Annotated in this window: 21 protein-coding genes; 10 read left to right on the top strand and 11 right to left on the bottom strand. The window is 60.0% G+C overall.

The genetic code is table 11. The annotated features are described in order from the left end of the window. Positions 1-32: 32 nt before the first annotated feature. From IRY30_RS03400 to IRY30_RS03355, 10 genes are all read left to right on the top strand, one after another. Positions 33-719 carry a 50S ribosomal protein L25/general stress protein Ctc gene (locus IRY30_RS03400; protein ID WP_194555964.1) on the top strand — a complete coding sequence of 229 codons (687 nt, stop codon included), beginning with the start codon at positions 33-35 and terminating at the stop codon, positions 717-719. A 98-nt stretch (positions 720-817) separates the two neighbouring features. After that, entirely contained in the window at positions 818-1384 is a 567-nt protein-coding gene (pth, locus tag IRY30_RS03395; RefSeq protein WP_194186842.1) for an aminoacyl-tRNA hydrolase, read from the top strand. 51 nt (positions 1385-1435) lie between these two features. Further along, on the top strand, positions 1436-2107 hold the full coding sequence (gene pth / locus IRY30_RS03390; RefSeq protein ID WP_234990717.1) for an aminoacyl-tRNA hydrolase: 672 nt from the start codon (positions 1436-1438) through the stop codon (positions 2105-2107). Between the two features lie 48 nt (positions 2108-2155). Continuing rightward, positions 2156-3580 (top strand): TrkH family potassium uptake protein, encoded by a 1425-nt coding sequence (locus IRY30_RS03385; RefSeq protein WP_309825318.1) that lies wholly within the window; start codon positions 2156-2158, stop codon positions 3578-3580. Then, complete coding sequence (locus tag IRY30_RS03380; protein ID WP_228073274.1) at positions 3573-4268, top strand: potassium channel family protein; 696 nt, start codon at positions 3573-3575, stop codon at positions 4266-4268. The genes IRY30_RS03385 and IRY30_RS03380 overlap by 8 nt, the downstream gene beginning before the upstream one ends. 35 nt (positions 4269-4303) lie before the next feature. Continuing rightward, positions 4304-5953, top strand: a complete 1650-nt coding sequence (locus IRY30_RS03375) for a peptide chain release factor 3 (protein ID WP_194555963.1) — start codon at positions 4304-4306, stop codon at positions 5951-5953. Positions 5954-6080: 127 nt separating this feature from the next. Beyond that, entirely contained in the window at positions 6081-8531 is a 2451-nt protein-coding gene (locus tag IRY30_RS03370; RefSeq protein WP_194555962.1) for an MMPL family transporter, read from the top strand. A gap of 1 nt (position 8532) precedes the next feature. Next, positions 8533-9165 carry a TetR/AcrR family transcriptional regulator gene (locus IRY30_RS03365; protein ID WP_194555961.1) on the top strand — a complete coding sequence of 211 codons (633 nt, stop codon included), beginning with the start codon at positions 8533-8535 and terminating at the stop codon, positions 9163-9165. 172 nt (positions 9166-9337) lie between these two features. Further along, complete coding sequence (locus tag IRY30_RS03360; protein ID WP_228502537.1) at positions 9338-9982, top strand: TetR/AcrR family transcriptional regulator; 645 nt, start codon at positions 9338-9340, stop codon at positions 9980-9982. Between the two features lie 91 nt (positions 9983-10073). Continuing rightward, positions 10074-10784 (top strand): nicotinamide mononucleotide transporter family protein, encoded by a 711-nt coding sequence (locus IRY30_RS03355; RefSeq protein WP_194555960.1) that lies wholly within the window; start codon positions 10074-10076, stop codon positions 10782-10784. Here the strand turns inward: IRY30_RS03355 and IRY30_RS03350 are convergent. The 11 genes from IRY30_RS03350 to metG all read right to left on the bottom strand — a co-directional run bounded on the left by IRY30_RS03350 (position 10735) and on the right by metG (position 22616). Continuing rightward, positions 10735-11766, bottom strand: coding sequence for an enoyl-CoA hydratase/isomerase family protein (locus IRY30_RS03350; protein ID WP_228502535.1), 1032 nt, complete (start codon positions 11764-11766; stop codon positions 10735-10737). The genes IRY30_RS03355 and IRY30_RS03350 overlap by 50 nt on opposite strands. Positions 11767-11796: 30 nt before the next feature. Continuing rightward, positions 11797-12828: a polyphosphate kinase 2 gene (gene ppk2, locus IRY30_RS03345; protein ID WP_194555958.1), complete on the bottom strand. Its 1032-nt coding sequence runs from the start codon at positions 12826-12828 to the stop codon at positions 11797-11799. 60 nt (positions 12829-12888) lie between these two features. Continuing rightward, the gene (locus IRY30_RS03340) at positions 12889-13212 is read right to left on the bottom strand and encodes a putative quinol monooxygenase (protein WP_194555957.1); all 324 of its coding nucleotides are present in this window, start codon (positions 13210-13212) and stop codon (positions 12889-12891) included. 71 nt (positions 13213-13283) lie between these two features. Continuing rightward, positions 13284-13904, bottom strand: coding sequence for a YdhK family protein (locus IRY30_RS03335; protein WP_228502533.1), 621 nt, complete (start codon positions 13902-13904; stop codon positions 13284-13286). 54 nt (positions 13905-13958) lie between these two features. Then, the gene (locus tag IRY30_RS03330) at positions 13959-14171 is read right to left on the bottom strand and encodes a heavy-metal-associated domain-containing protein (protein ID WP_194555956.1); all 213 of its coding nucleotides are present in this window, start codon (positions 14169-14171) and stop codon (positions 13959-13961) included. A 113-nt stretch (positions 14172-14284) separates the two neighbouring features. Next, positions 14285-16138, bottom strand: a complete 1854-nt coding sequence (locus tag IRY30_RS03325) for an ABC-F family ATP-binding cassette domain-containing protein (RefSeq protein WP_194555955.1) — start codon at positions 16136-16138, stop codon at positions 14285-14287. Position 16139: 1 nt separating this feature from the next. Next, positions 16140-17114, bottom strand: a complete 975-nt coding sequence (locus tag IRY30_RS03320; RefSeq protein ID WP_194555954.1) for a 4-(cytidine 5'-diphospho)-2-C-methyl-D-erythritol kinase — start codon at positions 17112-17114, stop codon at positions 16140-16142. Between the two features lie 3 nt (positions 17115-17117). Further along, positions 17118-18179 (bottom strand): 16S rRNA (adenine(1518)-N(6)/adenine(1519)-N(6))-dimethyltransferase RsmA, encoded by a 1062-nt coding sequence (rsmA, locus tag IRY30_RS03315; protein ID WP_194555953.1) that lies wholly within the window; start codon positions 18177-18179, stop codon positions 17118-17120. A gap of 138 nt (positions 18180-18317) precedes the next feature. Further along, complete coding sequence (locus IRY30_RS03310) at positions 18318-19484, bottom strand: transglycosylase family protein (protein WP_309825333.1); 1167 nt, start codon at positions 19482-19484, stop codon at positions 18318-18320. A 358-nt stretch (positions 19485-19842) separates the two neighbouring features. Continuing rightward, positions 19843-20757, bottom strand: coding sequence for a TatD family hydrolase (locus tag IRY30_RS03305; RefSeq protein WP_194555952.1), 915 nt, complete (start codon positions 20755-20757; stop codon positions 19843-19845). A gap of 17 nt (positions 20758-20774) precedes the next feature. Continuing rightward, positions 20775-22616, bottom strand: a complete 1842-nt coding sequence (gene metG, locus IRY30_RS03300; protein WP_194555951.1) for a methionine--tRNA ligase — start codon at positions 22614-22616, stop codon at positions 20775-20777. Positions 22617-22747 lie beyond the last annotated feature (131 nt).

The raw sequence follows: 22747 nt of genomic DNA, 5'->3' as shown, positions 1-22747 counted from the left end.
CCCAGCTCACACAATATTTCTAGGAGTGACACATGGCTAACAAGCAAACTGTTCTCGCAGCACAGCCACGTAACGAGTTCGGCAAGGGCGCTGCCCGCCGTCTGCGTCGCGATTTCCGCGTTCCCGTGGTTGTCTACGGCTTGGACTTGGCCCCACTGCACGCACACGTGGACATCCTCGAGTTCCACGCAATCCTGCGTAACGAGGGCACCAACGCCGTTATCGAGCTGGATCTCGAAGGCGAGCGCCACCTGGTCATGGTTAAGGCCGTGGATCAGAACATCCTGACCCTGGACGTTGACCACGCTGACCTGCAGAACGTGAAGCGCGGCGAAAAGGTTGAGGTTGACATCCCAGTCGTCAACACCGGTGAGGCCGCTCCTGGCGCCCTGATCACCCAGGACGCTGACGTTCTGACCGTCCTGGCTGACGTTCTGAACATCCCAGAAGAGATCTCCATCGACGTTGAAGGCCTGGAGATCGGCACCCAGGTCACCGCTGCAGACATCCAGATGCCTGCAAACTGTGAGCTGGTTTCCGAGCCAGAGACCTTGGTCATCAACATCGTTGAGCCTGAGGAAGAAGAGCTTCCTGAGCCAGGCGAAGAGGGCGAGGATGACACCACCGAACCTGAGGCTGAGAACGACGGCGACGCTGCCGACGGCTCCGCTGACGAGCCTGAGAACTCCCCACGTGGCAACGCCGAGGGCGACGAGTAAGTCTCTCTCCGTCGTCACGGCGGGTAAGTTGAGGACAAAGATCCTGGCTTGCCCGCCGTTTTTCTGTATCTACGGTTCTGTCCCCACCGTGTGGGACAATGGCAGGCGTGGATACAGTACAGCGTTCCCCGTGGCTCGTCGTGGGACTCGGCAACCCCGGCCCGAAGTACGCCTTTACCCGCCACAACCTGGGCGTGATGGTGATTGAAGAGCTCGCCAGCCGTCAGGTACCCACGCCGAACCTCAGCGCGCACAAGCGTTCAAACGCCAACATCGCCGAGTTCTCACTGGGTGGTGCCAAGGTCATCCTCGCCACCCCGCGCACGTATATGAATGTCTCTGGCGGCCCGGTTAGGGCACTCGCGGATTTCTTCAAGGTTCCAGCCGAGCACATTATCGTTGCCCACGATGAGCTCGAGCTAGACCCCGGCCAGGTGCGACTGAAAAGTGGTGGCGGGGACAAGGGACACAACGGCCTGAAGTCCATCACCAAGGCCCTGGGCACCAAGGACTACTACCGTTTGTCCTGCGGAATCGGCCGCCCACCTGGCCGCATGGATCCGGCCGCCTACGTCCTCAAGCCGTTTGCCTCCTCGGCCGCCGCGGATGTTGCGATTCTTTGTGCCGACGCAAGCGACGCCGCAGAACAGCTCATCCAGTCCTAAAACACGCTTGCCTTTTCCTGGGCGAAGCAGGCCTGTGCCACACTAGAGCTCGTGGCTACACTCAAGGATTTCATCTCCCGCATTTTCGGCGCTGGTTCTACTTCTACTCCGGCTTCCGAGTCTGCGAATGCCATGCCTACTTTCCCCGCAGGAGTGACTCCATGGCTGGTCATCGGCTTAGGTAATCCCGGCGCGGAGTACGAGGCCACGCCACACAACGTGGGCTACATGGCTATCGATGCACTGCTGGTTCGCACGGGTTCCCACCTGGCTCCGCTTAAGGGTTTGCACGCCCACGCGGCGGCAACGGAGCTCGCGGGAAAGCCGGTTCTGCTGGTGCGCTCCACCACGTTCATGAATGAGTCTGGCATCGCGGTCAAAGACATCGCGGAGCACTACAGCATTAGCTTGGATCAAGTGATCGTGGTGCATGACGAGCTCGACCTCCCTCTAGGCAAGGTGCGTGTCAAACAGGGCGGCAATGAAAACGGACACAACGGACTGAAATCCACCACCGAGTACATGGGATCTCGGGACTATGTGCGTGTGCGCATGGGTATCTCCCGTCCTCCGCAAGGCGTGACTGTCATTGATCACGTTCTCGGCCCCATCGAGGCAGGTCCAGAGCTGGATTCCATGATCGATGTAGCAGCGGATGCAGTCACGGAGATCGTGAACAACGGCCTAGCCGCGGCCCAGCAGAAGATCCACTCCCGCAAATAGGAGCGCGAACACTTCCCCCTTGTCCCCAGAGGGAGTAATATTTCGTGGGTGATTGAAGAGAAAGACTCTCAACAAGCGCCGTCGACAGCCTCCAAGGGGCGAAAACGCACGGCCTCCCCCAGCTTGCAGGCAGCTCGATTAACTGCAGGCTCGTTTTTGCTATTGATCGTTATAGGTGCGGTTCTTCTCTCCCTGCCCATTTCCACTCGCGGCGAGGGCTCGGTTCCTCCCCTCGAAGGAATCTTCACCGCCACCTCCGCGGTATGCCTGACCGGACTGGTGGTGGTGGACACCGCCACCTTCTGGACTCCTTTTGGGCAGGCCGTGATCCTGGGACTCATCCAGGTCGGCGGTCTGGGCATCATGACCCTAGCCTCCCTGACGGGCATGCTCCTGGTGCGCAAGGTTTCCATCCGCTCTCGCCGCTTAGCTCAAGCAGAGAGTCGCCCGTTCAGCATGGGTGGCGCCAAGCGCACAATTCTGGCCACCGTTTTGCTGACCGTGGTCACCGAAGCGGTCATGGCTCTCATCCTGGCTTGGCGGTTCATCACGGAATACCAATTACCCGTGGCATATTCCCTGTGGTCTGGCACGTTCCACTCCATTTCCGCGTTCAACAACGCAGGTTTCGCACTTCGCTCGGCAAACATGATCGACTTCCAGGACGATTGGTTCATCCTCTCGCCAATCATGATCGCCGTGGTGCTGGGCGGCCTGGGCTACTCCGTGCTGGCGGAAATTGTCCGCCGAGCACGGCACCGCTGGCGGATGCGGCACTCGCGCAGCACCACCGCAGTCGGTCATTTGTCTGTCACTTCGCGCATCACGCTGATTGGCACGGCCGTGCTCCTCATCGCCGGCTTCGCCATCTACTTGGCGGTGGAATGGCACGGGGCTTTTGAAGAGTTTGGCGTCGGGAAAAAGATCCTCAACGCACTTTTCGCCACGGTCACCGCGCGCACCGCCGGCTTCAATGCAATCGACTACTCGCAGCTATCAGACACCAGCCTCCTGGCCACCGAGGGTTTGATGTTCGTCGGCGGCGGCAGCGCGGGCACGGCCGGTGGCATCAAGATCACCACGATCGTGGTGCTGCTGTACGCCATGTGGACGGAGTTCAGCGGCGAGAAAGAAGTCATCGTCAGCAAGCGCCACGTGCCAGACAGCGTCATCCGCCAGGCCATGACCGTGGCCGCCGCCGGAGCCCTGGTGGTGTGGCTGTCCATCGTGGTGTTGCGGGTGCTCAATCCGCATCTCGACGCAGACCACGTGACCTTCGAGGTGGTCTCCGCGTTCGGCACCGTGGGCCTGTCCACGGGAATCACGGCCGCGCTGACGGGGCCATCGCAAGTCATCCTGTGCGTGTTGATGTACTTGGGACGCATTGGACCTATCACCATGGTCGCCGCGCTGGCGGCGCGTAAAACCACTCGACATTTCCACTATCCAGAAGAAAGGCCCCTCATTGGCTAAGTTATTTGGACTGTCCAGGGACAACCAACCGTTTTCCCTGCGTCCCGTCACTGTTATCGGTTTGGGCCGCTTCGGCTTGGCGCTGTCCAAGGAGCTGACCAGCTACGGCGTGGAGGTGTTTGGCATCGATGACGATGAGAAGCTGATCAGCGAGCACACCACGGAGTGCACGGACTTTGCAGTGGCGGACACCACGGACCCGCACGCGCTGAAACAGCTGGGCGTGGACGAGGCCGAGTGCGTGGTCATTGGCATCGGCTCGGACTTGGAAGCCAGCATCCTGACTGCCTCCAACATCGTGGAATTTGGCGTGCCCGATATTTGGGCCAAAGCGGATTCCGATGCCCACGCCCGCATCCTCAAGCAGGTGGGCGTGCATCACGTGCTGCGCCCGGAGCGCGATACGGGCCGCCGCGTGGCGCACCTGTTGGGCGGGCGCTTTGACGAGTTCGCCGAGGTGGATTCAGACTACGGCATGATCAAGCTCTCCGTGCCGCGGGAGCTGGTGGGCAAAGCAATCGATTCCGAGGCGCTGTGGAAGAAAAAGAAGGTGCACATCGTGGCGGTGAAGTCTCCCGGATGCGAATGGCGGCCGTATTTTGAGACCACTCCGTTGAACGCCAATGACCTGATGGTGGTGGCGGGAAGCCCGTTGCATCTGGAGACGTTCTCACTGCGACCTCACTAGGTCTTCAGCTAGGGCGCCCAGTAGGGTTATGTTCTATGAATTCCCCTGCTGTTGCCCAAGAATCGCGCCGTCGCCGTACCTTTGCTGTCATCGCTCACCCCGATGCCGGTAAGTCCACGCTGACGGAGGCTCTTGCGCTGCACGCGCACGTGATAAACGAGGCCGGCGCGGTCCACGGCAAGGCGGGACGCAAGGCCACGGTGTCTGACTGGATGGAGATGGAAAAGGACCGCGGTATCTCCATTGCTTCGTCCGCGCTGCAGTTCGAGTACGCGCCCGAGGGGCACGAGGGCGAGCCGTACATGATCAACCTGGTGGATACCCCGGGTCACGCGGACTTCTCGGAAGATACCTACCGTGTGCTGTCCGCGGTGGATGCTGCGGTGATGCTCATCGACGGTGCGAAGGGCTTGGAGCCGCAGACGCTCAAGCTGTTCCGCGTGTGTAAGGCGCGTGGTTTGCCCATCGTCACGGTGGTCAACAAGTGGGACCGTCCGGGCCGTACTCCGCTGGAGCTGGTGGATGAGATTGTCAACGAGATCCAGTTGCAGCCCACTCCCCTGTTCTGGCCGGTTGGTGAGGCGGGAGACTTCCGCGGACTCGCCCGCATCAACGATGAGGGCGAGGCTGAAGAGTACATCCACTTCACCCGCACGGCCGGTGGCTCCACCATCGCGCCGGAGGAAAACTACTCCCCAGAGGAGGCAGAAGAGCGTGAAGGTGACACCTGGGCAACCGCCGCCGAGGAGGTAGAGCTGCTCACCATGGATGGCGCGCAGCACGATCAAGAGCTCTTCGAGCAGTGCATCACCTCCCCCATGATCTTCGCCTCGGCGATGCTGAACTTCGGCGTGCACCAGATCCTGGACACCCTGGTGGCATTGGCGCCGAGCCCCGCGGGTCGCTCATCCGATCCCAAAGTCTTGGAAGCAGCCGGTGGCGCAAGTGCCGCCATCCAGGAATTCCGCGATACGGAAGATGATTTCTCCGGCATCGTGTTCAAGGTTCAGGCGGGCATGGACACCAAGCACCGCGATCACCTGGCATTCATGCGCGTGGTCTCCGGTGAGTTCGGCCGTGGCATGCAGGTCACGCACGCCCAGTCCGGCCGCACCTTCTCCACCAAGTACGCGCTGACGGTGTTCGGCCGCACCCGTTCTACCGTTGAGGCCGCCTACCCCGGCGATATCGTGGGCCTGGTGAACGCTGGCTCTCTGGCTCCCGGCGACACCATTTACGCTGGTAAAAAGGTGCAATTCCCGCCCATGCCGCAGTTCGCCCCCGAGCACTTCCGCACCCTGCGCGCGAAATCCCTGGGCAAGTACAAGCAGTTCCGCAAGGCGCTGGAGCAGCTGGATTCCGAGGGCGTGGTGCAGATTCTCCGCAACGATATCCGTGGCGATGCCTCCCCCGTCATGGCAGCGGTCGGCCCCATGCAGTTCGAGGTCATGCAGGCCCGCATGGAGGTGGAATACAACGTGGAGACCATCATCGACCCGATCCCGTATTCCGTCGCCCGCAAGACGGACGCGGAATCGGCCGTGCAGCTGGGCCGCCAGCGTGGCGTGGAAGTGTTCACCCGCACCGATGGAGAGCTCATCGCCCTGTTCGGTGACAAGTGGAAGCTCGCGTTCGTGGAGAAGGAACATCCCGAGCTCACGCTGGAGCCGATGGTCGCTGACTAGCCCATCTTCTTTTTTCGACGCCAGCGCTCGCCTTGTCAGCGAGTGACGGGAACCCGCAAATTTGCATATATATTCAGACGTTGCGTAAAACTTGAAAACTTTCGAACCCTATGCAATGATTTCCCTCATGGCTACTTTCCTATATCGCGTGGGCCACTCCGCCTACGCTCATCGCTGGCGATTTATCGCCGTTTGGCTGCTGCTCATCATCGGCATGGGCACCGCAGCAGCTACCTTGCAGACATCGACCACAATGAACTTCAGCATTCCAGGTCTGGAATCTATCGAGACTCAAGAAAAAATCAAGGAACGCTTCCCCGCCGGTGGCGAGGATCAGATGGAAGCCCCCAAGGGTGACCTCATCATTCAAGCTCCTGAAGGCTCCGACCTGACAGACCCAGGCGTCGACAAGCAAGTCAACGACCTGCTCACCGCCGTCAAGGAAGTGCCATCGCTGACTGATACGGACGCGATCGTACCTCCTGTACAGGCTGCCGAGGGCCTGAAGATGCAGATGACTGAGGCCATGAAGGCCCAGCAGATGCCACAGGAACAGATCGATGCGAACCTCGCCGCAATCTCTCCGCTGAGCCCAGACAAGACCACCGGCCAGGTGGGTGTGACGTTCGATGCCGAGACGAGCATGGACATCACTCCTGAGCAGGTCGATGAGTTCACCAAGGCCGTTGAAGAGAACAAGGGTGACCTGAAGGTCGCGTGGAACGGCAACGCATTCCAGGCCAGCGCGCCAGGCGGCAGTGCTGAGCTGATCGGTATGGCAGTGGCTGCTCTCGTGCTGATCCTCACGTTCGGTAGCTTCGTAGCCGCCGGCCTGCCACTGCTGACAGCAGTGACCGGACTGGGCATCGGCATCGCGGGCATCTTCGCCATGACCCACTTCACGGACACCATCTCCGACATGACCCCCACCCTGGCCTCCATGATCGGCCTGGCAGTGGGTATCGACTACGCGCTGTTCATCCTGGCGCGTTTCCGCAATGAGCTGATCCGCCACGTGGGCGCCCACAACCTCTCGCCGAAGGAACTGGCGAATGAACTGAAGTCCATCAGCCGGGAAGATCGCGCCCACCTGGCTGGTCTAGCAGTGGGTAAGGCTGGCTCCGCAGTGGTGTTCGCTGGCCTGACCGTGCTCATCGCACTGGCCGCGCTCTCCATCATCAACATCCCATTCCTCACCGCCATGGCACTGTCCGCAGCCGCCACCGTTGCCGTAGCCGTCTTGGTGGCAATCACCCTGCTGCCTGCCATCCTCGGCTTGTTCGGCACCAAGGTATTCGCCGGTCGCGTGCCGTTCGTGAACGCTCCGGACCCAGAAAATGACACCCCAACCATGGGCCTCAAATGGGTGCGCATGGTCCGCAAGCGCCCAGCTATCTTCGCCATCGCCACCGGTCTGCTGCTGCTTCTGCTGGCCATCCCTGCCGCGAACCTGCGCTTGGCCATGCCATCCGATGGTTCTATGGCTCCGGACTCCCCGAACCGTATTGCTTATGAAATGGTCAACGAGGGCTTCGGTCCCGGCCGCAACGCTCCGATGATTGCCATGGTTGATTACAAGGACCTCAGCGATGAGGAAAAGGCAGCCGCCACCAAGAAGGCAATCGAGGATCTGCAGGGCACCGATGGCGTGGTAAACGCTCAGGTCATGGCCACCAACGGTGACCCGAAGAACCCTGCTGACCTGGGAGATGCAGCCCAGGTTCTGGTTACGCCAGAGTACGGCGCAACCGATGAGCACGCCGCTGATGTTCTGGAATCCGTGCGCTCTAACGAGTCCACATTCGAGGAAGAAACTGGCGCTACTTACGCGGTCACCGGCACCACCCCGATCTACGAAGATATTTCCAAGCGCCTGACCGAAGCACTGATTCCGTACATCGCGATTGTTCTTGCACTCGCATTCGTGCTGCTCATGCTGGTCTTCCGCTCCCTGTGGGTCCCACTGATCGCCGCGCTGGGCTTCGCCCTTTCCGTGGCAGCCACCTTCGGCGTGACCGTGGCACTCTGGCAGATGGGCTTCGCGGGAATCATCAGCGATCCTCAGCCGATCATCTCCTTCCTGCCAATCATGCTCATTGGCATTGTGTTCGGCCTGGCGATGGATTACCAGGTGTTCCTGGTGACCCGTATGCGCGAGGGCTGGGCACACGGCAAGGCCGCCAACGATGCAGTATCCAACGGCTTCAAGCACGGCGCCCGCGTGGTCACCGCCGCGGCACTGATCATGATGTCCGTGTTCGCAGCGTTCATCCTGATGGACGAGCAGTTCATCAAGGTGATGGGCTTTGCGCTTGCAACCGCCGTTTTGTTCGACGCCTTCATCATCCGCATGACGTTCATCCCAGCAGTGATGTTCTTGCTCGGTGAGCGCGCGTGGAAGATTCCGAAGTGGCTGGATCGCCTGCTGCCCGTCGTGGACGTGGAAGGCGAAGCGCTCCAGGGCAAGGAGCCCAAGGCTGCCAAGAACAAGGATGCCAAGAACGGCGCCACCAAGAACGCTGCTCAAGAAAACCAGGTAGCTGCAGTTCCAGCTTCCGAAAAGTTCGAAGAGAACTAGCATGACCAGTGCCTATGTTCCCGGCATCCGCGAACGGAAGAAGAAAGAAACGCGCAACCGCCTGGCTCGCGCGGCGGTGGAGTTGACGTCCCTGCACGGTTTGGAGACCGCGACAATCGCGGCTATCTCCGAGCGGGCAGACGTCTCCTCCCGCACGTTTCACAACTACTTTCCGCACCGGGATGCCGCGATCATGCACTACTTGGAGTACATCGTTGAGCGGGATATCGAATACCTCCAAAGCCTGCCCAAGGGCATGCACCCGGTAGATGTAATGCGCAGCGTGCGGGAGAACTGCCATGAGAAGTTGTTCCCAGAGCAGGCGTGCGATCACTTTTCCGAGCTGGAATCCCTGTTTCTGGATATCCGAAGCTCCGCGCAGGTAGACGTGCAAAAGGAATGCTTCCGGCTGCTCATGCGTTATGCGCAAGCCCTCAGCCAATACACCGAGGGTCGCTTGAGCCCCTTTAATTCGTACATGTTCATCAATGCGAGCATCGCCACCATCAAGAGTGCGCAAGTGCTGAATTATTTCGGGCGGGAGGAATCCCTGCTGGAGGAATTCGGGATGAAAGTGGACGACCCGCAAGAGCGGGCACTGGATATTCTGCGGGAGGGCTTCCCAAATTACTGATTAATCAGTTAAAGTAAGGCACACTTTTGTACTGTATCCACACTGTCACGGCGTGACAGTCTGTTGCGTGGTGCTCAGCACATTCGTTTGACTATGCCCCTGCACCCTCCGATAGGGTGTTGGGTAGAAGTAGCTGAATTTCCACACTGAAGAATCGAAAGAACTTCTCCTCATGGCTGTGATGCACCTCCCCCCAGATCGCAATGATCCATCGGCACTGACCCAACCGGTGTCTCTTCGTGACCGCAAAAAAGCGGAGACCAGGGATCGTCTTGCGCGCGCATCTGTGGAGTTGTTGCTGGACTTCGGTGTGGAGCAAACCACCGTTTCCGAAATCGCTGCCCGTGCCGGTGTATCCACCCGCACCTTTCATAATTACTTTGCCCACCGCGATGATGCATTCCTCCACTACATCGAGGATTTCTTCACCCAGCTCGGCGATGAAATTAAGAACTATGAAAACCCCGCCCCAGTGGTGGAAATGCTCAAGAACATCCTGTGGAGCTTCATCGAAAGCCCTGCAGAAGGGCTAGATTCCGCCCGGCAGATCATCGCCGTGGCAGAGCAGCTGAGCCTCTCGCTGCCACAGGCAGAGAAGAACCGCACCAACGAGATCTTTGATGAGCTCAGCGATACCCTGTTCCAGAAAACAGACGGTGCACTCTCCCGCTACCAGTCCCACCTAGCCGTGCACTTTGTGCTGGCCGCAGCCACCACCGCGATTGAAGCGCACATCACGCAATCCATCACGGGTGGCCGAGACCTCAAGAGTCTCTTCGATGAAGCCTTCGATCTCCTGCACCGCGGCCTAGGCTAATCAGCCCCCTCGTGAGTACTGAGAAAATAGTCCGCACCAGCCCCGCGCCTAGGCTTTCCATACTCACTAGGTGACGTGTCATAATGGACTCATGAACGAACTAACCGCCGGGTTTCTAAACGCAAGTTTGGACATCAGCGGAATTGAGATCTTGTGGCTGGAACTGATCAGGAATTTATACATCATCCTGTTTGCCATCGGTATCCTGTTCCGCAAATCCTGGGCTTGGCCAGTGGACATCATGGGAAACTTCTTCCTCATCTTGGTCAGCTCCCTAGAAGTCCTCCTCCACCCGGCAGCCGCCCAGTTTTATTTCCGAGTGTTTCAGCACATCGCTTTCCTGGGTTTCGCCCTTTACGGATGGAAGCACTGGTCGCTTGGCCGTTGGGATTTCGGCAAAGCGCATGTCAGCCCTCAATGGGCTAGCCCGGGTCAACGCCGGAAGGGTCTCCTCATCTCCGGGGCCGCGGTATTCGGCGTGGCTACCGTGCTTCACCTGGTAGGTTCAAGCGTGGCCATCCCTCAAGCCTTCATTTTGGTCTCCGCGATGCTGGTCTATTACTGCGTAACCCGCGGATACACAGAGTTCTGGATAGTCTGGCTCGCCGCACACCTCGTGACGATCCCCCTGTTGCTCGCCAGCGGTCTGTACATCTCTGTACTGTTCTACCTGGTTTTCCTCATGGTTCTGCTCTGGGGTTTCGTGGTGTGGATCGGAATCCAACGAGCCTCAGCGCAGCTCAAGTTTGAGCCTATTCCAGCAGATCGCGGTACTTCTCCGCTGCCACCTGCGCGGAGCTAGCCGGGTTGAACTTGGCGTCGTGACTCTTATCCACCAGCACGGCCCGCACGCCTTCTTGGAAGTTTTCTTCTCGACGCAAGCAGTCCGCCAGCGCCAGCTCATTTCGCAGAGCCGTCGCCAGATCCGTTTCCGCACTCCGACGGAATAGTTCCACCACGGCCACCAAGCTGGTGGGGTTGGCGTTCTTGAGGGATTTACGAATCTTCTCGAGGAACTCTGCATCCACGTCCTCACCTGGAGTGGCGGCATTAATCCGCTGCTCGATCTCCACCCAGCTGCCGGTAGAGAAGGTCTTCGTGATCCATTCCTGGTGTTTCTCGAGCGCGGAATCCTCATCCAGCTCGGCAGAGAATTCCTGCAAAACCTCGTCCAGCTCTGCATTCGCGAGCCTTTCGCGCAGCGTGGAGATGTCATCCACCACGTTCGTACCTAGGCCGGTGAACACCAGGTCTGCCGGGGAAAGCCTCCAACCGGTGCAACCGGTGAAAATACCCAGAGCTTTGTCCACATCGAGGTGTGTGAGAACGTGTGACATGCCCACATCTGGCACGAAGCCGATGGCAGTTTCTGGCATGGCGCCGAGGGTGCGCGGGGTGATCACCCGGTGAGAACCGTGAGCGGAGATGCCGAAGCCACCTCCCATCACTACCCCGTCCATGAGCGCTGCGATGGGCTTGGGGTATTTAGCAAGGCGCAGGTTGAGGTCATATTCCTGGCGGAAAAACTCATCACCTGAATCGAGGTCGCCCTTGGCGTCGGCCTCCGCAACGGCGCGCACGTCTCCACCAGCACAATAAGCGCGATCGGTGGTGGAATAGATGACCACGAATTTCACCGCGTCATCCTCGCGCCATTGCTCGATAGCGTCGGAAATCCCCTGCACCATCTCCGGGGTGAGGGAATTCAGCGCGCGCGGGCGGTTCAGCTCAATGAAACCGGCATGGCCTTCGATGCGGTAGGTAACCTGCTTTTCTTCAGACATACCTCCCACCATGCCAGAAACTCGGCAGGGCTACTTGTTCTTGGCAGCCTTGGTTTTCTTGTCTGCCTTTTTGTCCGACTTTTTGGCGGAGGTCTTCTTGGTTGAAGACTTCTTTGCAGCAGTCTTCTTGGCAGTTTTCTTGTCTGCCTTTTTGGCGGATTTCTTGTCCGACTTAGCAGCGGACTTCTTCTTATCGGATTTCTTGCCCGATTTCTCCTCGGGTTCTTCCTCCAAAGCGCGGGCTACATCTGGCACGTAACGGAACTGCGTGCGTGGGGGCCGCTCGTAGGTGGAATCAGATTCCGGACGCTCGGGGATCTCCGGGATGTTCTTTTCCACGTGCTCCCAAGGAATAGTGTTCAGCAGGTGGCTGATCACGTTGATGCGCGAGCGCTTCTTGTCCTCGGATTCCACGGTGTACCAGGGAGCGGAAGGGATGTCCGTGTGCACGAACATCTCGTCCTTGGCCCGGGAGTAATCCTCCCAGCGGGTGATGGACTGCAAATCCATGGGGGAAAGCTTCCACTGACGCAGGGGATCCTCGCGTCGAGAAGTAAAACGACGCACCTGCTCGTCATCAGAAACAGAGAACCAGTACTTGCGCAGCAGGATTCCATCTTCCACCAGCAGGCGCTCGAAAATGGGTGCCTGGTGGAGGAAACGACGGTATTCCTGCGTGGTGCAGAATCCCATCACGCGCTCCACACCAGCACGGTTGTACCAGGAGCGGTCGAAGATGACGATCTCGCCGGCGGTGGGCAGCTTCTCCACGTAACGCTGGAAGTACCACTGACCCTTTTCGCGGGAGCTCGGAGCGGGCAATGCCTCAATGCGACAGGTACGCGGGTTGAGGTACTGGGTGATGCGTTTGATCGCGGAGCCCTTACCCGCGGCATCGCGGCCCTCCATGATAATCACCACGCGGGCGCCGCTCTCCACGACCCATTGCTGCAGCTCTACGAGCTCGGCTTGGAGCCGCTCCAGTTCCTTCTCATAGGCCTTTTTGTCCAGCGGAGCTGGATTTGTGGGGGATTCGGTGTGGGTGTCCGCCTCTTTAGTCATGAGACTAAATATTACCGGGGCATCCCGTGGAATCTAGAATTCCGCAACTTTTCCGGGGAACTACTTGACCTGAAACTCGGCCATGCGATCCCACTCGTCCTGGCCCTCGATCTGGGTATTGATGATCTGCGGCGTTTCCTTGAGCACGGTGGGGAAAAGCTCGGTGGCCTTCTGGAAGTGATCGGAATTGACGTGCGCCTCAGCGGCATCGTCCTGAAAGCCCTCCACCAGGATGTATTCACCGGGGTTGTCCTCGTTGCGGTACCAATCGAAGAAAAGGTTGCCCTCTTCGGCACGGGTTGCCTCGGTGAATTCGGCGACAACTTCGCGGAAGTTATCCACGTACTCCGGCAGCGGTTTGAAGCGAACGTTGATGAGAATCATGAGTCTGCATCCTCCTGCGTATTGGGATAATTGCTCCGGCCATTCTACGCGGAGGATGCGACTGCAGATTCTTAGTTGAGAGCCTCCAGCTCGCTCTCAGTGACCCACTTGTGGTTGGTCATCTTCATTCCATCGGATTCATAATCCACCATGTACACGGTCTCATCCGTGGAGTAGGCGATCTCACCTTTGGCACCCTTCATGCCGGACATGTGGTCGGCCAAGATGGTCACGGGAGTTCCGTCTGCCAGTCGCTCCTCCCCCACACCCTGCAGCTCTTCCTGGACGACCCACCGGTGATCTACTACTCGTTCCCCGCCATCTACGGGATCGTAATTAACCGAGTAAGTGAAGGTTTTGAATGCCCCGGAGATGGTGGCCGTAGCGCCCTCCATGCCTTCCATGTGGTCAGCGGTCAGGCGAGCTTGGCTGCCCACTGGGAACTTCGGAGACTCAGCGACCTCAATTCCGGCTGAAGCAGGCCCGCCGTCCATGGGGTGTTCCATCCCCTCGTGATCGTGCACTGGAGCCTTGCTTTCAGCGGAGTTTTCCGAGCTCGCGGTCTGCTCAGAGTGCTGCGAGTGCTCGGAATGAGAAGCCTGGTCCGCGGAGTCTTCGGCCTGCGAACACCCGGTAAGGGTGGCAGCAAAGAGGAGGCTGGCGGAGATTCCGGCGATGGTGCGATTCTTCAAGAGACGTGTCCTTTCGGTTGCTCTGAGTTTTTCAGTTCATTACCTACCGGGAATTTAGTGGCCCAGCACGTTGTAACCGGCCTCTTCAACAGCCGAGACAACCACATTGTCATCGAGCTCATCCTGGGAGCTGATCACGAGCTTGCCGGTATCTGCGCTGACCTCAATGCCGGTGACACCCGGGATCTCAGAGACTTCCTCGTGCACCGCGTTCTCGCAGTGCCCGCAAGACATTCCCGTAACTTCGTATTCGGTGGTGATAGCCATGGTGGATTCTCCTTCTGTCCGGTCTGGCGCATCCCTCTGAATGCGCCGCGCTTACCCATCCACCATATACCCTAGGGGGGTATATTTCAAGGGTTTGACCGAACCGGAATACCCTATCCTTCGCGCTTTTCTGCGGTCTCCAGCCAGTTCATTTCCAGCTCCTCATGTTGCTCCCGAGCAGCCGTGATCTTCCGATCCAGCTCAGTCATCTCATCGGCAGCCTTGGGGTCAGTGGACATGCGCTCAGCCACCGCAGCCATCTTGACCTGCAGGGAATCCAACTCCTTGTTCACCTTGTCCATCTTGCGCTCCAAGGCGCTCATTTCCTTGCTCAGCTCCCGGTCCTCCTGCGCGCTCAGCGCAGGCGCGGTGGTCTCTTCCTTCTTTTTCGACGCCTCGCCCTCAGCCGCCGAGCCCAAAGTTTTGTTGTTGAAGATTCCCGCGCCCTGCTGCTTGCGCTTCTCCAAGTACTGCTCGATTCCTCCCGGCAGGTTGGTCAGCTTCGCATTCCCGAACAGCGCCCAAGTGGTGTCACACACGCGCTCGATCAGATAGCGATCGTGGGAGATCACCACCATCGTGCCCGGCCAGGAGTCCAGCAGGGATTCCAACTCCTGCAGGGTATCGATATCCAGGTCATTGGTGGGCTCATCCAGCAGCAAGACGTTAGGTTCCGCCATGAGCACGCGGGTCAGCTGGAGGCGGCGTCGTTCGCCACCGGAGAGATCGCCCACCGGAGTCCGCTGGCGCTTGGCACTGAATCCCAGCCGCTCAGCCAGCTGAGAGGCGGACATTTCTTTATCGCCGATGGTCACGTAGCTGGCCACGTCCTGGACGGCATCGAGGAGGCGTCGAGAAGGATCAAGATCATCCAGCTCCTGCCGCAACCAGCCCAGCTTCACGGTCTTGCCCTCCACACGGCGGCCCTCAACCAACGGGTACTCGCCGGCCAGGGTACGCAGCAAGGTGGTCTTGCCGGAGCCGTTCACGCCCACCAGGCCGATGCGCTCGCCGGGGCCAAGGCGCCAGGTGAGATCCTCGACCAACGTGCGGCCGTCCGGGGTGGCGACGGTGGAATCCACCAAGTCAATGACCTTCTTGCCCTGTCGGCGGATGGAGAACTTCTGCAGCTCCACGGCATCGCGGGTGGGAGGCACATCGGCGATGAGGGATTCGGCAGCTTCGATCCGATAACGCGGCTTGGACGTGCGGGCAGGGGCTCCACGCCGCAGCCATGCCAATTCCTTGCGCGCGAGGTTCTGCCGGCGCTGTTCGGCGGCATCGGCCTGCCGGGTGCGCTCGGCGCGGGCGAAGGTCCAGTCGTTGTAACCGCCCTCATAGACGTCAACCTGCCCGTCGTGAACCTCCCACGTGGTGGTGGCCACGGAATCGAGGAACCAACGATCGTGGGTCACCACAACCAACGCTGAATTTCGGCTCAACAGGTGGCGCGCCAGCCACTCCACGCCTTCCACGTCCAGGTGGTTGGTGGGCTCATCCAGAATCAGCAGGTCCAGGTCCTGCACCAGTGCTGCGGCCAGGCCAGTGCGCCTACGCTCGCCACCCGAAAGCCGGCGCACAGGAGTGTCCAGACCCAGTTCAGCCACGCCCAGCCCATGCAGCACCGCACGGATTTTTGCGTTCGACGCCCACTCATAGGACTCCATGCCCAGTGGCTTGAGAACAGCATCAGCCACGGTGGTGTCCGCGAGCGCATCATCGGTCAGCACGTCTCGCAACACGTCCTGGGTGACCATGGCCATCCGCAAGTCATTGTTGCGGGATACGCGACCGGAATCTGGAGTATCGGAGCCGTACAGGATGCGCAGCAAGGTGGACTTACCACCACCGTTGAGACCCACCACGCCCACTCGATCACCACTATTGATGCCGAGGCTCGCGGAGTCCAAGAGGGTTTTCAGTCCATAGGATTTGGAAACGTTCTCCAGGTTAATCAGGTTTGTCAATCTATTCGCCTTCTGTGTGTGCGGTGATGATTCGTGCTGGTCCTGCGGGTGAGAACGTGGTCATGGTGCTGCTGGCCTTGCCGGCCACGGACACCGCGGTGGCGACATCCACGGCATGCTCTGCATCGCGGCAGAGCATAGCGATGGTGGGGCCGGATCCGGAAACGATGCTGGCCAGGGCTTCTGCCTCCTGGGCTGCCGCGAGGGTTTCCCGCAGCGAGGGCAACAAGCTGATGGCCGGAGCTTGCAGGTCATTGACCAGCAGCGGCGCCAACTCCTCCGGGTCGCCGCTGTGGAGCACGCGGATCAACTCATCCGAGCTTCCTGCCTTACTCAGCGAACGGCCACTCTCCCGCATCTTATCCAGCTGCGCAAAAACCTTGGGCGTGGAGAGCCCGCGCTTATCCGTGGCGATGGCCCAGTGATAGTGACCCCTGGCCATCACGCTGACCAGCTCATCGCCGCGACCCGTGCCCAGCGCGGTTCCGCCCAAGACGCAAAAGGGCACGTCCGCGCCCAAGGCTGCAGCCATGCGGTGGACCTCTTCCCGCTCCGGCGCGGGTAGCTGGCTAGTTTCTGGGTGCTGGTTACCGTAGAACTCGATGGCCGCGACCAGAGCTGCCGCGGCATCCGCAGATCCACCGGCCATGCCCCCGGCCACGGGGACTCCCTTGTGCATGTGGATTGATACCTGGGGAACCGCGGAAACAGTCTGCCGCGCATACCACTGCTGAACTGCGGCGACCGCGCGCACCGCGAGGTTACTGGGATCCGTGGGAACCAGGTGGGAATCGCGGCCGGAGACCGTGACTTTCACCTGCTCACCCGGCGGAACTTCCTGCAGATCCACGCGCTCTTCCAGCGCCACGGACTGGAAGATGGTTTCCAGATCGTGATAGCCATCCTCGCGCGCGGCGGAGACTCCCAGATGCAGGTTGATTTTGCCGTGGGCCACGGCGGAAACGCGCATAGTCATGGCTCAGCTCTCAATCTCTGGAGCATCGGCCACTAATCCACCGGCGCGCTCCCCCGCCACATAGCCACGCTGCATCGCCACTTTTGCCAGAGCCACAAACGAGTCAACAGCCAGCTTTTCCCCGCGCTCCTTGGGGTCAATACCAGCATCTACCAGCACTTCTTCGGCAGCCACTCCGGAGCCGAACCAGCCAGATAGCGCAGCTCGGAGGGTTTTTCTGCGCTGGAGGAAGGCGGCGTCGGTCAAAGAAAAAACGGTACGACGCAAATCAACCTCGGTGCTGCCCGCGGGCAGATCATCCACGGACCATGGGCGGTTTTCGTCTGTCCACCGCTCAATACGGACCAAACCTGAATCGATTTTCGGGGCGGGCCAGAACACGTTCTTGCCGATGGTGGCTGCGCGGGCGACGTTGCCGTAGTAGCGGGCCTTGACGCTCGGCACGCCGTAGATTTTGGAGCCGGGTGAGGCGGCCAGGCGATCAGCCACCTCCAGCTGCACCATGACCAGCACCTTGTCCACGGAGGGGAACTGGCGCAGGATGTGCAGCAGCACGGGCACGGAGACGTTGTACGGCAGGTTGGCCACCAACGCGGTGGGGAGTTCCCGATCAGCAGCCAGGAAATCCCGCTGTTCCACCTTCAGGGCGTCCTTGAGGATCACGTGGAAGCGCGGGAGGAAGGGCGCGGCATACTTTTCGATGGTCTCAGGCAGCTTGCGAGCCAAGCGGGGATCGATCTCCACCGCGGTCACGCTGCGCACGGAATCCACCAGCGCGAGGGTCAGCGAGCCCAGGCCGGGCCCCACTTCCACCACCACGTCTTGGCTGCCCACGCCCGCGGAGCTGACGATCTTGCGCACGGTATTGGGGTCATGCACAAAGTTCTGGCCCAGCTTCTTGGTGGGCACAATGTCCAGCTCTTGGGCCAACTCTCGCACCTGAATCGGCCCTAGGAGCTGGGCTGTCGCTGGCTGAGTCTCGGTTGCATGCGCTGCCTCGTGTGCCGCGTCCTGAGCCGTGTCTTGAGTCGTGTCACGGGCCGTGGCGGAGTTCGGGTCAGTCATGGAAAAATCCTCCCGAAAGGGTTGGCGTGGTACGTCAGACCGTGCTGCATCACACGAGGTGAACTATCCCAATGAGAATAGCCCAGCCAAGTGGCTGGGCTATATTCCTCACTGGAATGAGCGAGGGTACTGCGGGGATTAAGACAGACCCATCTTGGAGGTACATGCAGGCCAAGCGCCCCAACCCTGGGCAGCCTGCACCTTCTCGGCTACCGCGATCTGCTGCTCGCGGGAAGCCAGGTCAGCGCGCGGTGCGTACTGGGTGCCGCCGAAGCCTTCCCAGGTCTGCTGGGTGAACTGCAGGCCACCGTAGAATCCGTTGCCGGTGTTGATGGCCCAGTTGCCGGTGGCCTCACACTGCACCAGTTGATCCCACACAGATCCGTTGGATACGGAAGGAGCGGCTGCACCTGCTGGAGCGGCAGGGGCTGCAGCAGCCTTGGTGCCCACGCGGATGACGCGCTCCTTAGGAGCCTGGAGCTCCTCGCGGTGGGTGATATCGCGGGCCACTTCTTGGCCGTTTTCCTGGCGGATCTTGAAGGTCACGCGCTCGCGACCGGCAGCGCCTGGCTCGACAACGGTGGTTTCGCCTTCTGGAGCCTCAGGATCCTGGACGATCTTTTCTGGAGCAGCAATCTCCTGCTCCTTGATGTCATCCTTGGTGGTCACGCGGAAAACATCCACATGCATGCCCTCGGTGAGTGGAGTCTCGGCGGAAGGAACCACGCGGTCATCCTTGCCCAGCGGGGTACCGCGGAGCTTGAAGATGTCACCCACGGTGGCGGCTGGGAGGCTCATGCGGCCATCCTTGCCACCGTCGTTGATGGTGAAGTTCTTATTGGTGGCGATCTCCAGATCCATGCCGTCCAGTGGGATGGACTGGTTCACACCGGTGGAGATGGAATCTTTCGCGCCACCGCGACCCAGCTGATCCAGCAGGTCGCCCACGGTCAGGGCAGTGGTGTCTACGTCGCTGGGCTTGCCATCGATGATGACGTTGACCTGGCGGGTGGAGCGCACGGTGATGGTGTCGCTATCGCCCACGGTCTCGCCGAGCGCTGGGGTGATGAGGTCGGAATCGCCCACGTTCACACCGGCAGAATCCAGCACGCCTTCTACGTCGGAGGACATGGAGGAGGTCTGGATGATCTTGCCGTTGACGTCAAGGGTGACGTCCTTTTGCGTGGCCACAGCTGCACCGCCGCCGACGACCAGAGTCGCCAGCATGCCACCGGTCGCCAAACGCAGCGGGGTGGAGTTGGTGTGGTTGATGCGGTGCAGGCTGGACTTTTTCTTTGGTGACACGCGGATTTTGCCTCTCAGTTGCACTCGGCCGTGGATTAGCCGGGTACCCAGATTTGTTTGTCTTCTATTTCGACGCCCACCTCATCCAGACCGAAGTTTCAGCCTGAAGTACTGGTGGTCATCTTAAACCGTTTATCACAATACGATAACGAAACGGTTACGTCCAAAATCTTCGGGTTTTTGTTGTGCGAATCACAAAACTTGCCCCCATCTGCGTCGATACTTCGCCACAACAGATAACTGCTGCACACTCCAGCGCACAACAGTCACAGTGAACCGCGTTTCATAACAGTTGCATCACGGATCACATGCGTGTGCTACTCCCCCACGCCAGTTAATCCACCCGAGCTCGGCCAATTCACCCGAGCTCGGCCAATTCACCCAAGCCAAAGATGCGCAGCGCGTTATCCGTAACTTGCTGCCCGAAAGCTGCAGCGTTCATATCGCGCACGTCTGCCAAGACCCGCGCGGTGTAGCCCACGTAGCTGGGCTCATTACGCTGACCGCGGAAGGGCTCTGGGGTCATAAACGGAGCATCGGTTTCGATGAGAATCTGCTCCGCAGGGGCGATCCGCGCTGCCTCGCGCAATTCCACATTGGTTTTGAACGTGGAGTTACCCGCGAAGGAAAGAATCCACCCGCGGTCCAGCGCTTCCTTGGCCACATCCAGTGGGGAGGAAAAACAGTGCAGGATCACATTGCTGGGTTGCGGGGCATCCGCCAGGATGCGCAGCAAATCCGCATCTGCTTCGCGGTTGTGGATCATCAGTGGCTTGCCCGAGCTTACGGCCAGGTCGATGTGCCAGCGCAGAGCCTCTTCCTGCACCTCCATGGACGGGGTGGATTCATCCTTATCCAGCCAGTAGGCATCCAGGCCGGTCTCCCCGATTGCCACGCATCGCGGGTCCTGGGCCATCTCCTGCAGGCGATCCCGGGCTGCGCTATCCAGTTCATGCGCGCGGGTGGGGTGAATGGCACACGCTGCCCACACGCGAGGGTGAAAGTACGCAGCCTCCAGGGCGCGTTCGGTTTCGTCCATGCCATCGCCAATGGTGCACACGCCCGCCAAGCCGGAACCTGCAGCCCGCTCCATCAGGTTGCGCACTGCCTGCTCATAGGTGAGCTCGGCAGCTTCTTGGGCAGCATCATCACTCGCACCAGTTTCACCAGTGCCAGCACCTTTGCGGTATGCCGCGTAGAGGTGCGTGTGCGAATCGAAAAGCGGGTAGAGCTTTTCTGGTGGGGTTGCTTTGGGGCGGGATTTCTTAGCCATTCCCCCAACCTAGCGGATCAGCTCTCGGGTACCGGTGCCCACTCCGGGCCAGTGACTGCCAGCTCAGGATCCAGCTTGGGGAACAATGGCTGTGGCTTGGACAGCGGAGTTCCGGGAACCAGGTCGAAGCGCTGCCATGCAGCCTTTTGGTTCACATAATCGCCCATGATCACGGGGTAAGTGCGTCCTGCCTCGGGCAGGCCAGCACCCACCGGCTCCAGTGGGGAATCATCGGTGACGTCCACGATCTTCGGCTGTGCTGCCCAAATGCCCTCTCCACCGAGGGTCTCAAAGATCTTCTGCGCGCTGAACGGCAGGTAAGGGGTGAGCAGGGTGTTCACATCGGAGACGATCTGCAGAGCCACGTAAAGCACCGTGGCAAGGCGCTCGCGCTGGGACTCATCCTTGGCCAGCTTCCATGGCTCCATTGCCGCGATGTACTGGTTCGCCCGTCCAGCGATGCGCATCGCCTCGGTGATGCCCGCCTTGAAGCGTGACTTCTCCAGAGATGCCCCCACCAGATCAAATGCCTTGGCAGCTTCGTCCAGCAGCGCCTTGTCCTCCGCAGTGAATTCTCCCGGGGTGGGCACCTCTCCAAAGTTCTTGTGCGCCATCGACACGGTGCGGTTCACCAGGTTGCCCCACTCATTGGCCAGTTCACCGTTGATGCGGCGCACGAACTCATCCCACGTGAAGTCCGTATCGGTGTTCTCTGGGCCAGCCATCGCAATGAAGTAGCGCAGGGAATCCGGTCCGAATTCCCGGAGGAAATCGCGCACATAAATCACCACGCCCTTGGAAGAGCTGAACTTGGAACCGGACATGGTGAGGAATTCCGAGGACACCACTTCGGTGGGCAGATTCAGCGCGGGATCGGCCAGCTCACCAGGCTTGCCACCCTTGATTCCTACACCGGCATAACCCAGCAGTTCCGCTGGCCAGATCTGGGAGTGGAAGGTGATGTTGTCCTTGCCCATGAAGTAGTAGCTCAGGGCCTCTGGGTCATTCCACCACTTCCGCCACGCCTCTGGGTCGCCGGTGCGCCAGGCCCATTCGATAGACGCAGAAAGATAGCCGACCACGGCGTCGAACCACACATAGAGCTTTTTCGCGTTGTTGTCCTGCCAGCCCTCCATGGGAACGGGGATGCCCCAGTCGATATCGCGGGTCATCGCGCGCGGGCGCACGTCCTTGAGCAGGTTGAGGGAGAATTTGAGCACGTTGGGGCGCCAATCATCCACCTGGTGCAGCCATTCCTGCAGCGCGCCCGCGAGGGCTGGCAGATCCAGCATGATGTGCTCGGTGTCCACGAACTCGGGGGTCTCACCGTTGATCTTGGAGCGGGGGTTGATCAGGTCCGCTGGGTCCAGCTGGTTGCCGCAGGTATCGCACTGGTCACCGCGGGCGTCGGTGGCTCCACAGATTGGGCAGGTGCCCTCGATGTAGCGATCCGGCAGCGTGCGGCCGGTGGATGGGCTGATGGCGCCGCGGGTGGTTTCCTTGACCATGTAGCCGTTGTCATTGAGACCCCGGAACAGCTCCTGCACCACTGCATAGTGGTTGCGCGTGGTGGTTCGCGTGAACAGATCATAGGACAAGCCCAGACCGGCGAGATCTTCCACGATGATGCGGTTGTAGCGATCCGCGAGCTCCTGGACGCTCACCCCTTCCTTCTCCGCTTGCACCAGCAACGGGGTGCCGTGCTCATCGGTACCGGAGACCATGAGAACCTCGCTGCCCACCATGCGCTGGTAGCGCGCGAAGACATCAGAGGGGACTCCGAAGCCAGCCACGTGACCGATATGGCGGGGGCCGTTTGCATAAGGCCAAGCGACAGAGGTGAGAACGCGTTTTGTCATGCACTACACAGTATTAGATGAGCAGGACAGAAGTGGAACCTGGGCACCTTCGGCAGCGGCAACGCCCATGAATAAGTAATTTTGCTCACATTCCGCGTAATTGCGTGGAAATGGAAAAACAAAAATCCCCA

The sequence above is a fragment of the Corynebacterium suicordis DSM 45110 genome (assembly GCF_015351405.1).
Classification (GTDB): Bacteria; Actinomycetota; Actinomycetes; order Mycobacteriales; family Mycobacteriaceae; genus Corynebacterium; species Corynebacterium suicordis.
Note: the sequence above shows the minus strand (reverse complement) of the source record. Positions and strands in the feature narration are given on the sequence as shown.

What these genes read in the sequence shown, in the direction of transcription:
- IRY30_RS03370 (WP_194555962.1), top strand. Translation starts at nt 6,081, where the DNA reads ATGGCTACTTTCCTATATCGCGTGGGCCACTCCGCCTACGCTCATCGC.
- IRY30_RS03355 (WP_194555960.1), top strand. Translation starts at nt 10,074, where the DNA reads ATGAACGAACTAACCGCCGGGTTTCTAAACGCAAGTTTGGACATCAGC.
- IRY30_RS03340 (WP_194555957.1), bottom strand. Translation starts at nt 13,212, where the DNA reads ATGATTCTCATCAACGTTCGCTTCAAACCGCTGCCGGAGTACGTGGAT.
- IRY30_RS03400 (WP_194555964.1), top strand. Translation starts at nt 33, where the DNA reads ATGGCTAACAAGCAAACTGTTCTCGCAGCACAGCCACGTAACGAGTTC.
- IRY30_RS03305 (WP_194555952.1), bottom strand. Translation starts at nt 20,757, where the DNA reads ATGGCTAAGAAATCCCGCCCCAAAGCAACCCCACCAGAAAAGCTCTAC.
- ppk2 (WP_194555958.1), bottom strand. Translation starts at nt 12,828, where the DNA reads ATGACTAAAGAGGCGGACACCCACACCGAATCCCCCACAAATCCAGCT.
- IRY30_RS03360 (WP_228502537.1), top strand. Translation starts at nt 9,338, where the DNA reads ATGGCTGTGATGCACCTCCCCCCAGATCGCAATGATCCATCGGCACTG.
- IRY30_RS03365 (WP_194555961.1), top strand. Translation starts at nt 8,533, where the DNA reads ATGACCAGTGCCTATGTTCCCGGCATCCGCGAACGGAAGAAGAAAGAA.
- rsmA (WP_194555953.1), bottom strand. Translation starts at nt 18,179, where the DNA reads ATGACTGACCCGAACTCCGCCACGGCCCGTGACACGACTCAAGACACG.
- IRY30_RS03320 (WP_194555954.1), bottom strand. Translation starts at nt 17,114, where the DNA reads ATGACTATGCGCGTTTCCGCCGTGGCCCACGGCAAAATCAACCTGCAT.
- IRY30_RS03375 (WP_194555963.1), top strand. Translation starts at nt 4,304, where the DNA reads ATGAATTCCCCTGCTGTTGCCCAAGAATCGCGCCGTCGCCGTACCTTT.
- metG (WP_194555951.1), bottom strand. Translation starts at nt 22,616, where the DNA reads ATGACAAAACGCGTTCTCACCTCTGTCGCTTGGCCTTATGCAAACGGC.
- IRY30_RS03330 (WP_194555956.1), bottom strand. Translation starts at nt 14,171, where the DNA reads ATGGCTATCACCACCGAATACGAAGTTACGGGAATGTCTTGCGGGCAC.
- pth (WP_194186842.1), top strand. Translation starts at nt 818, where the DNA reads ATGGCAGGCGTGGATACAGTACAGCGTTCCCCGTGGCTCGTCGTGGGA.
- IRY30_RS03350 (WP_228502535.1), bottom strand. Translation starts at nt 11,766, where the DNA reads ATGTCTGAAGAAAAGCAGGTTACCTACCGCATCGAAGGCCATGCCGGT.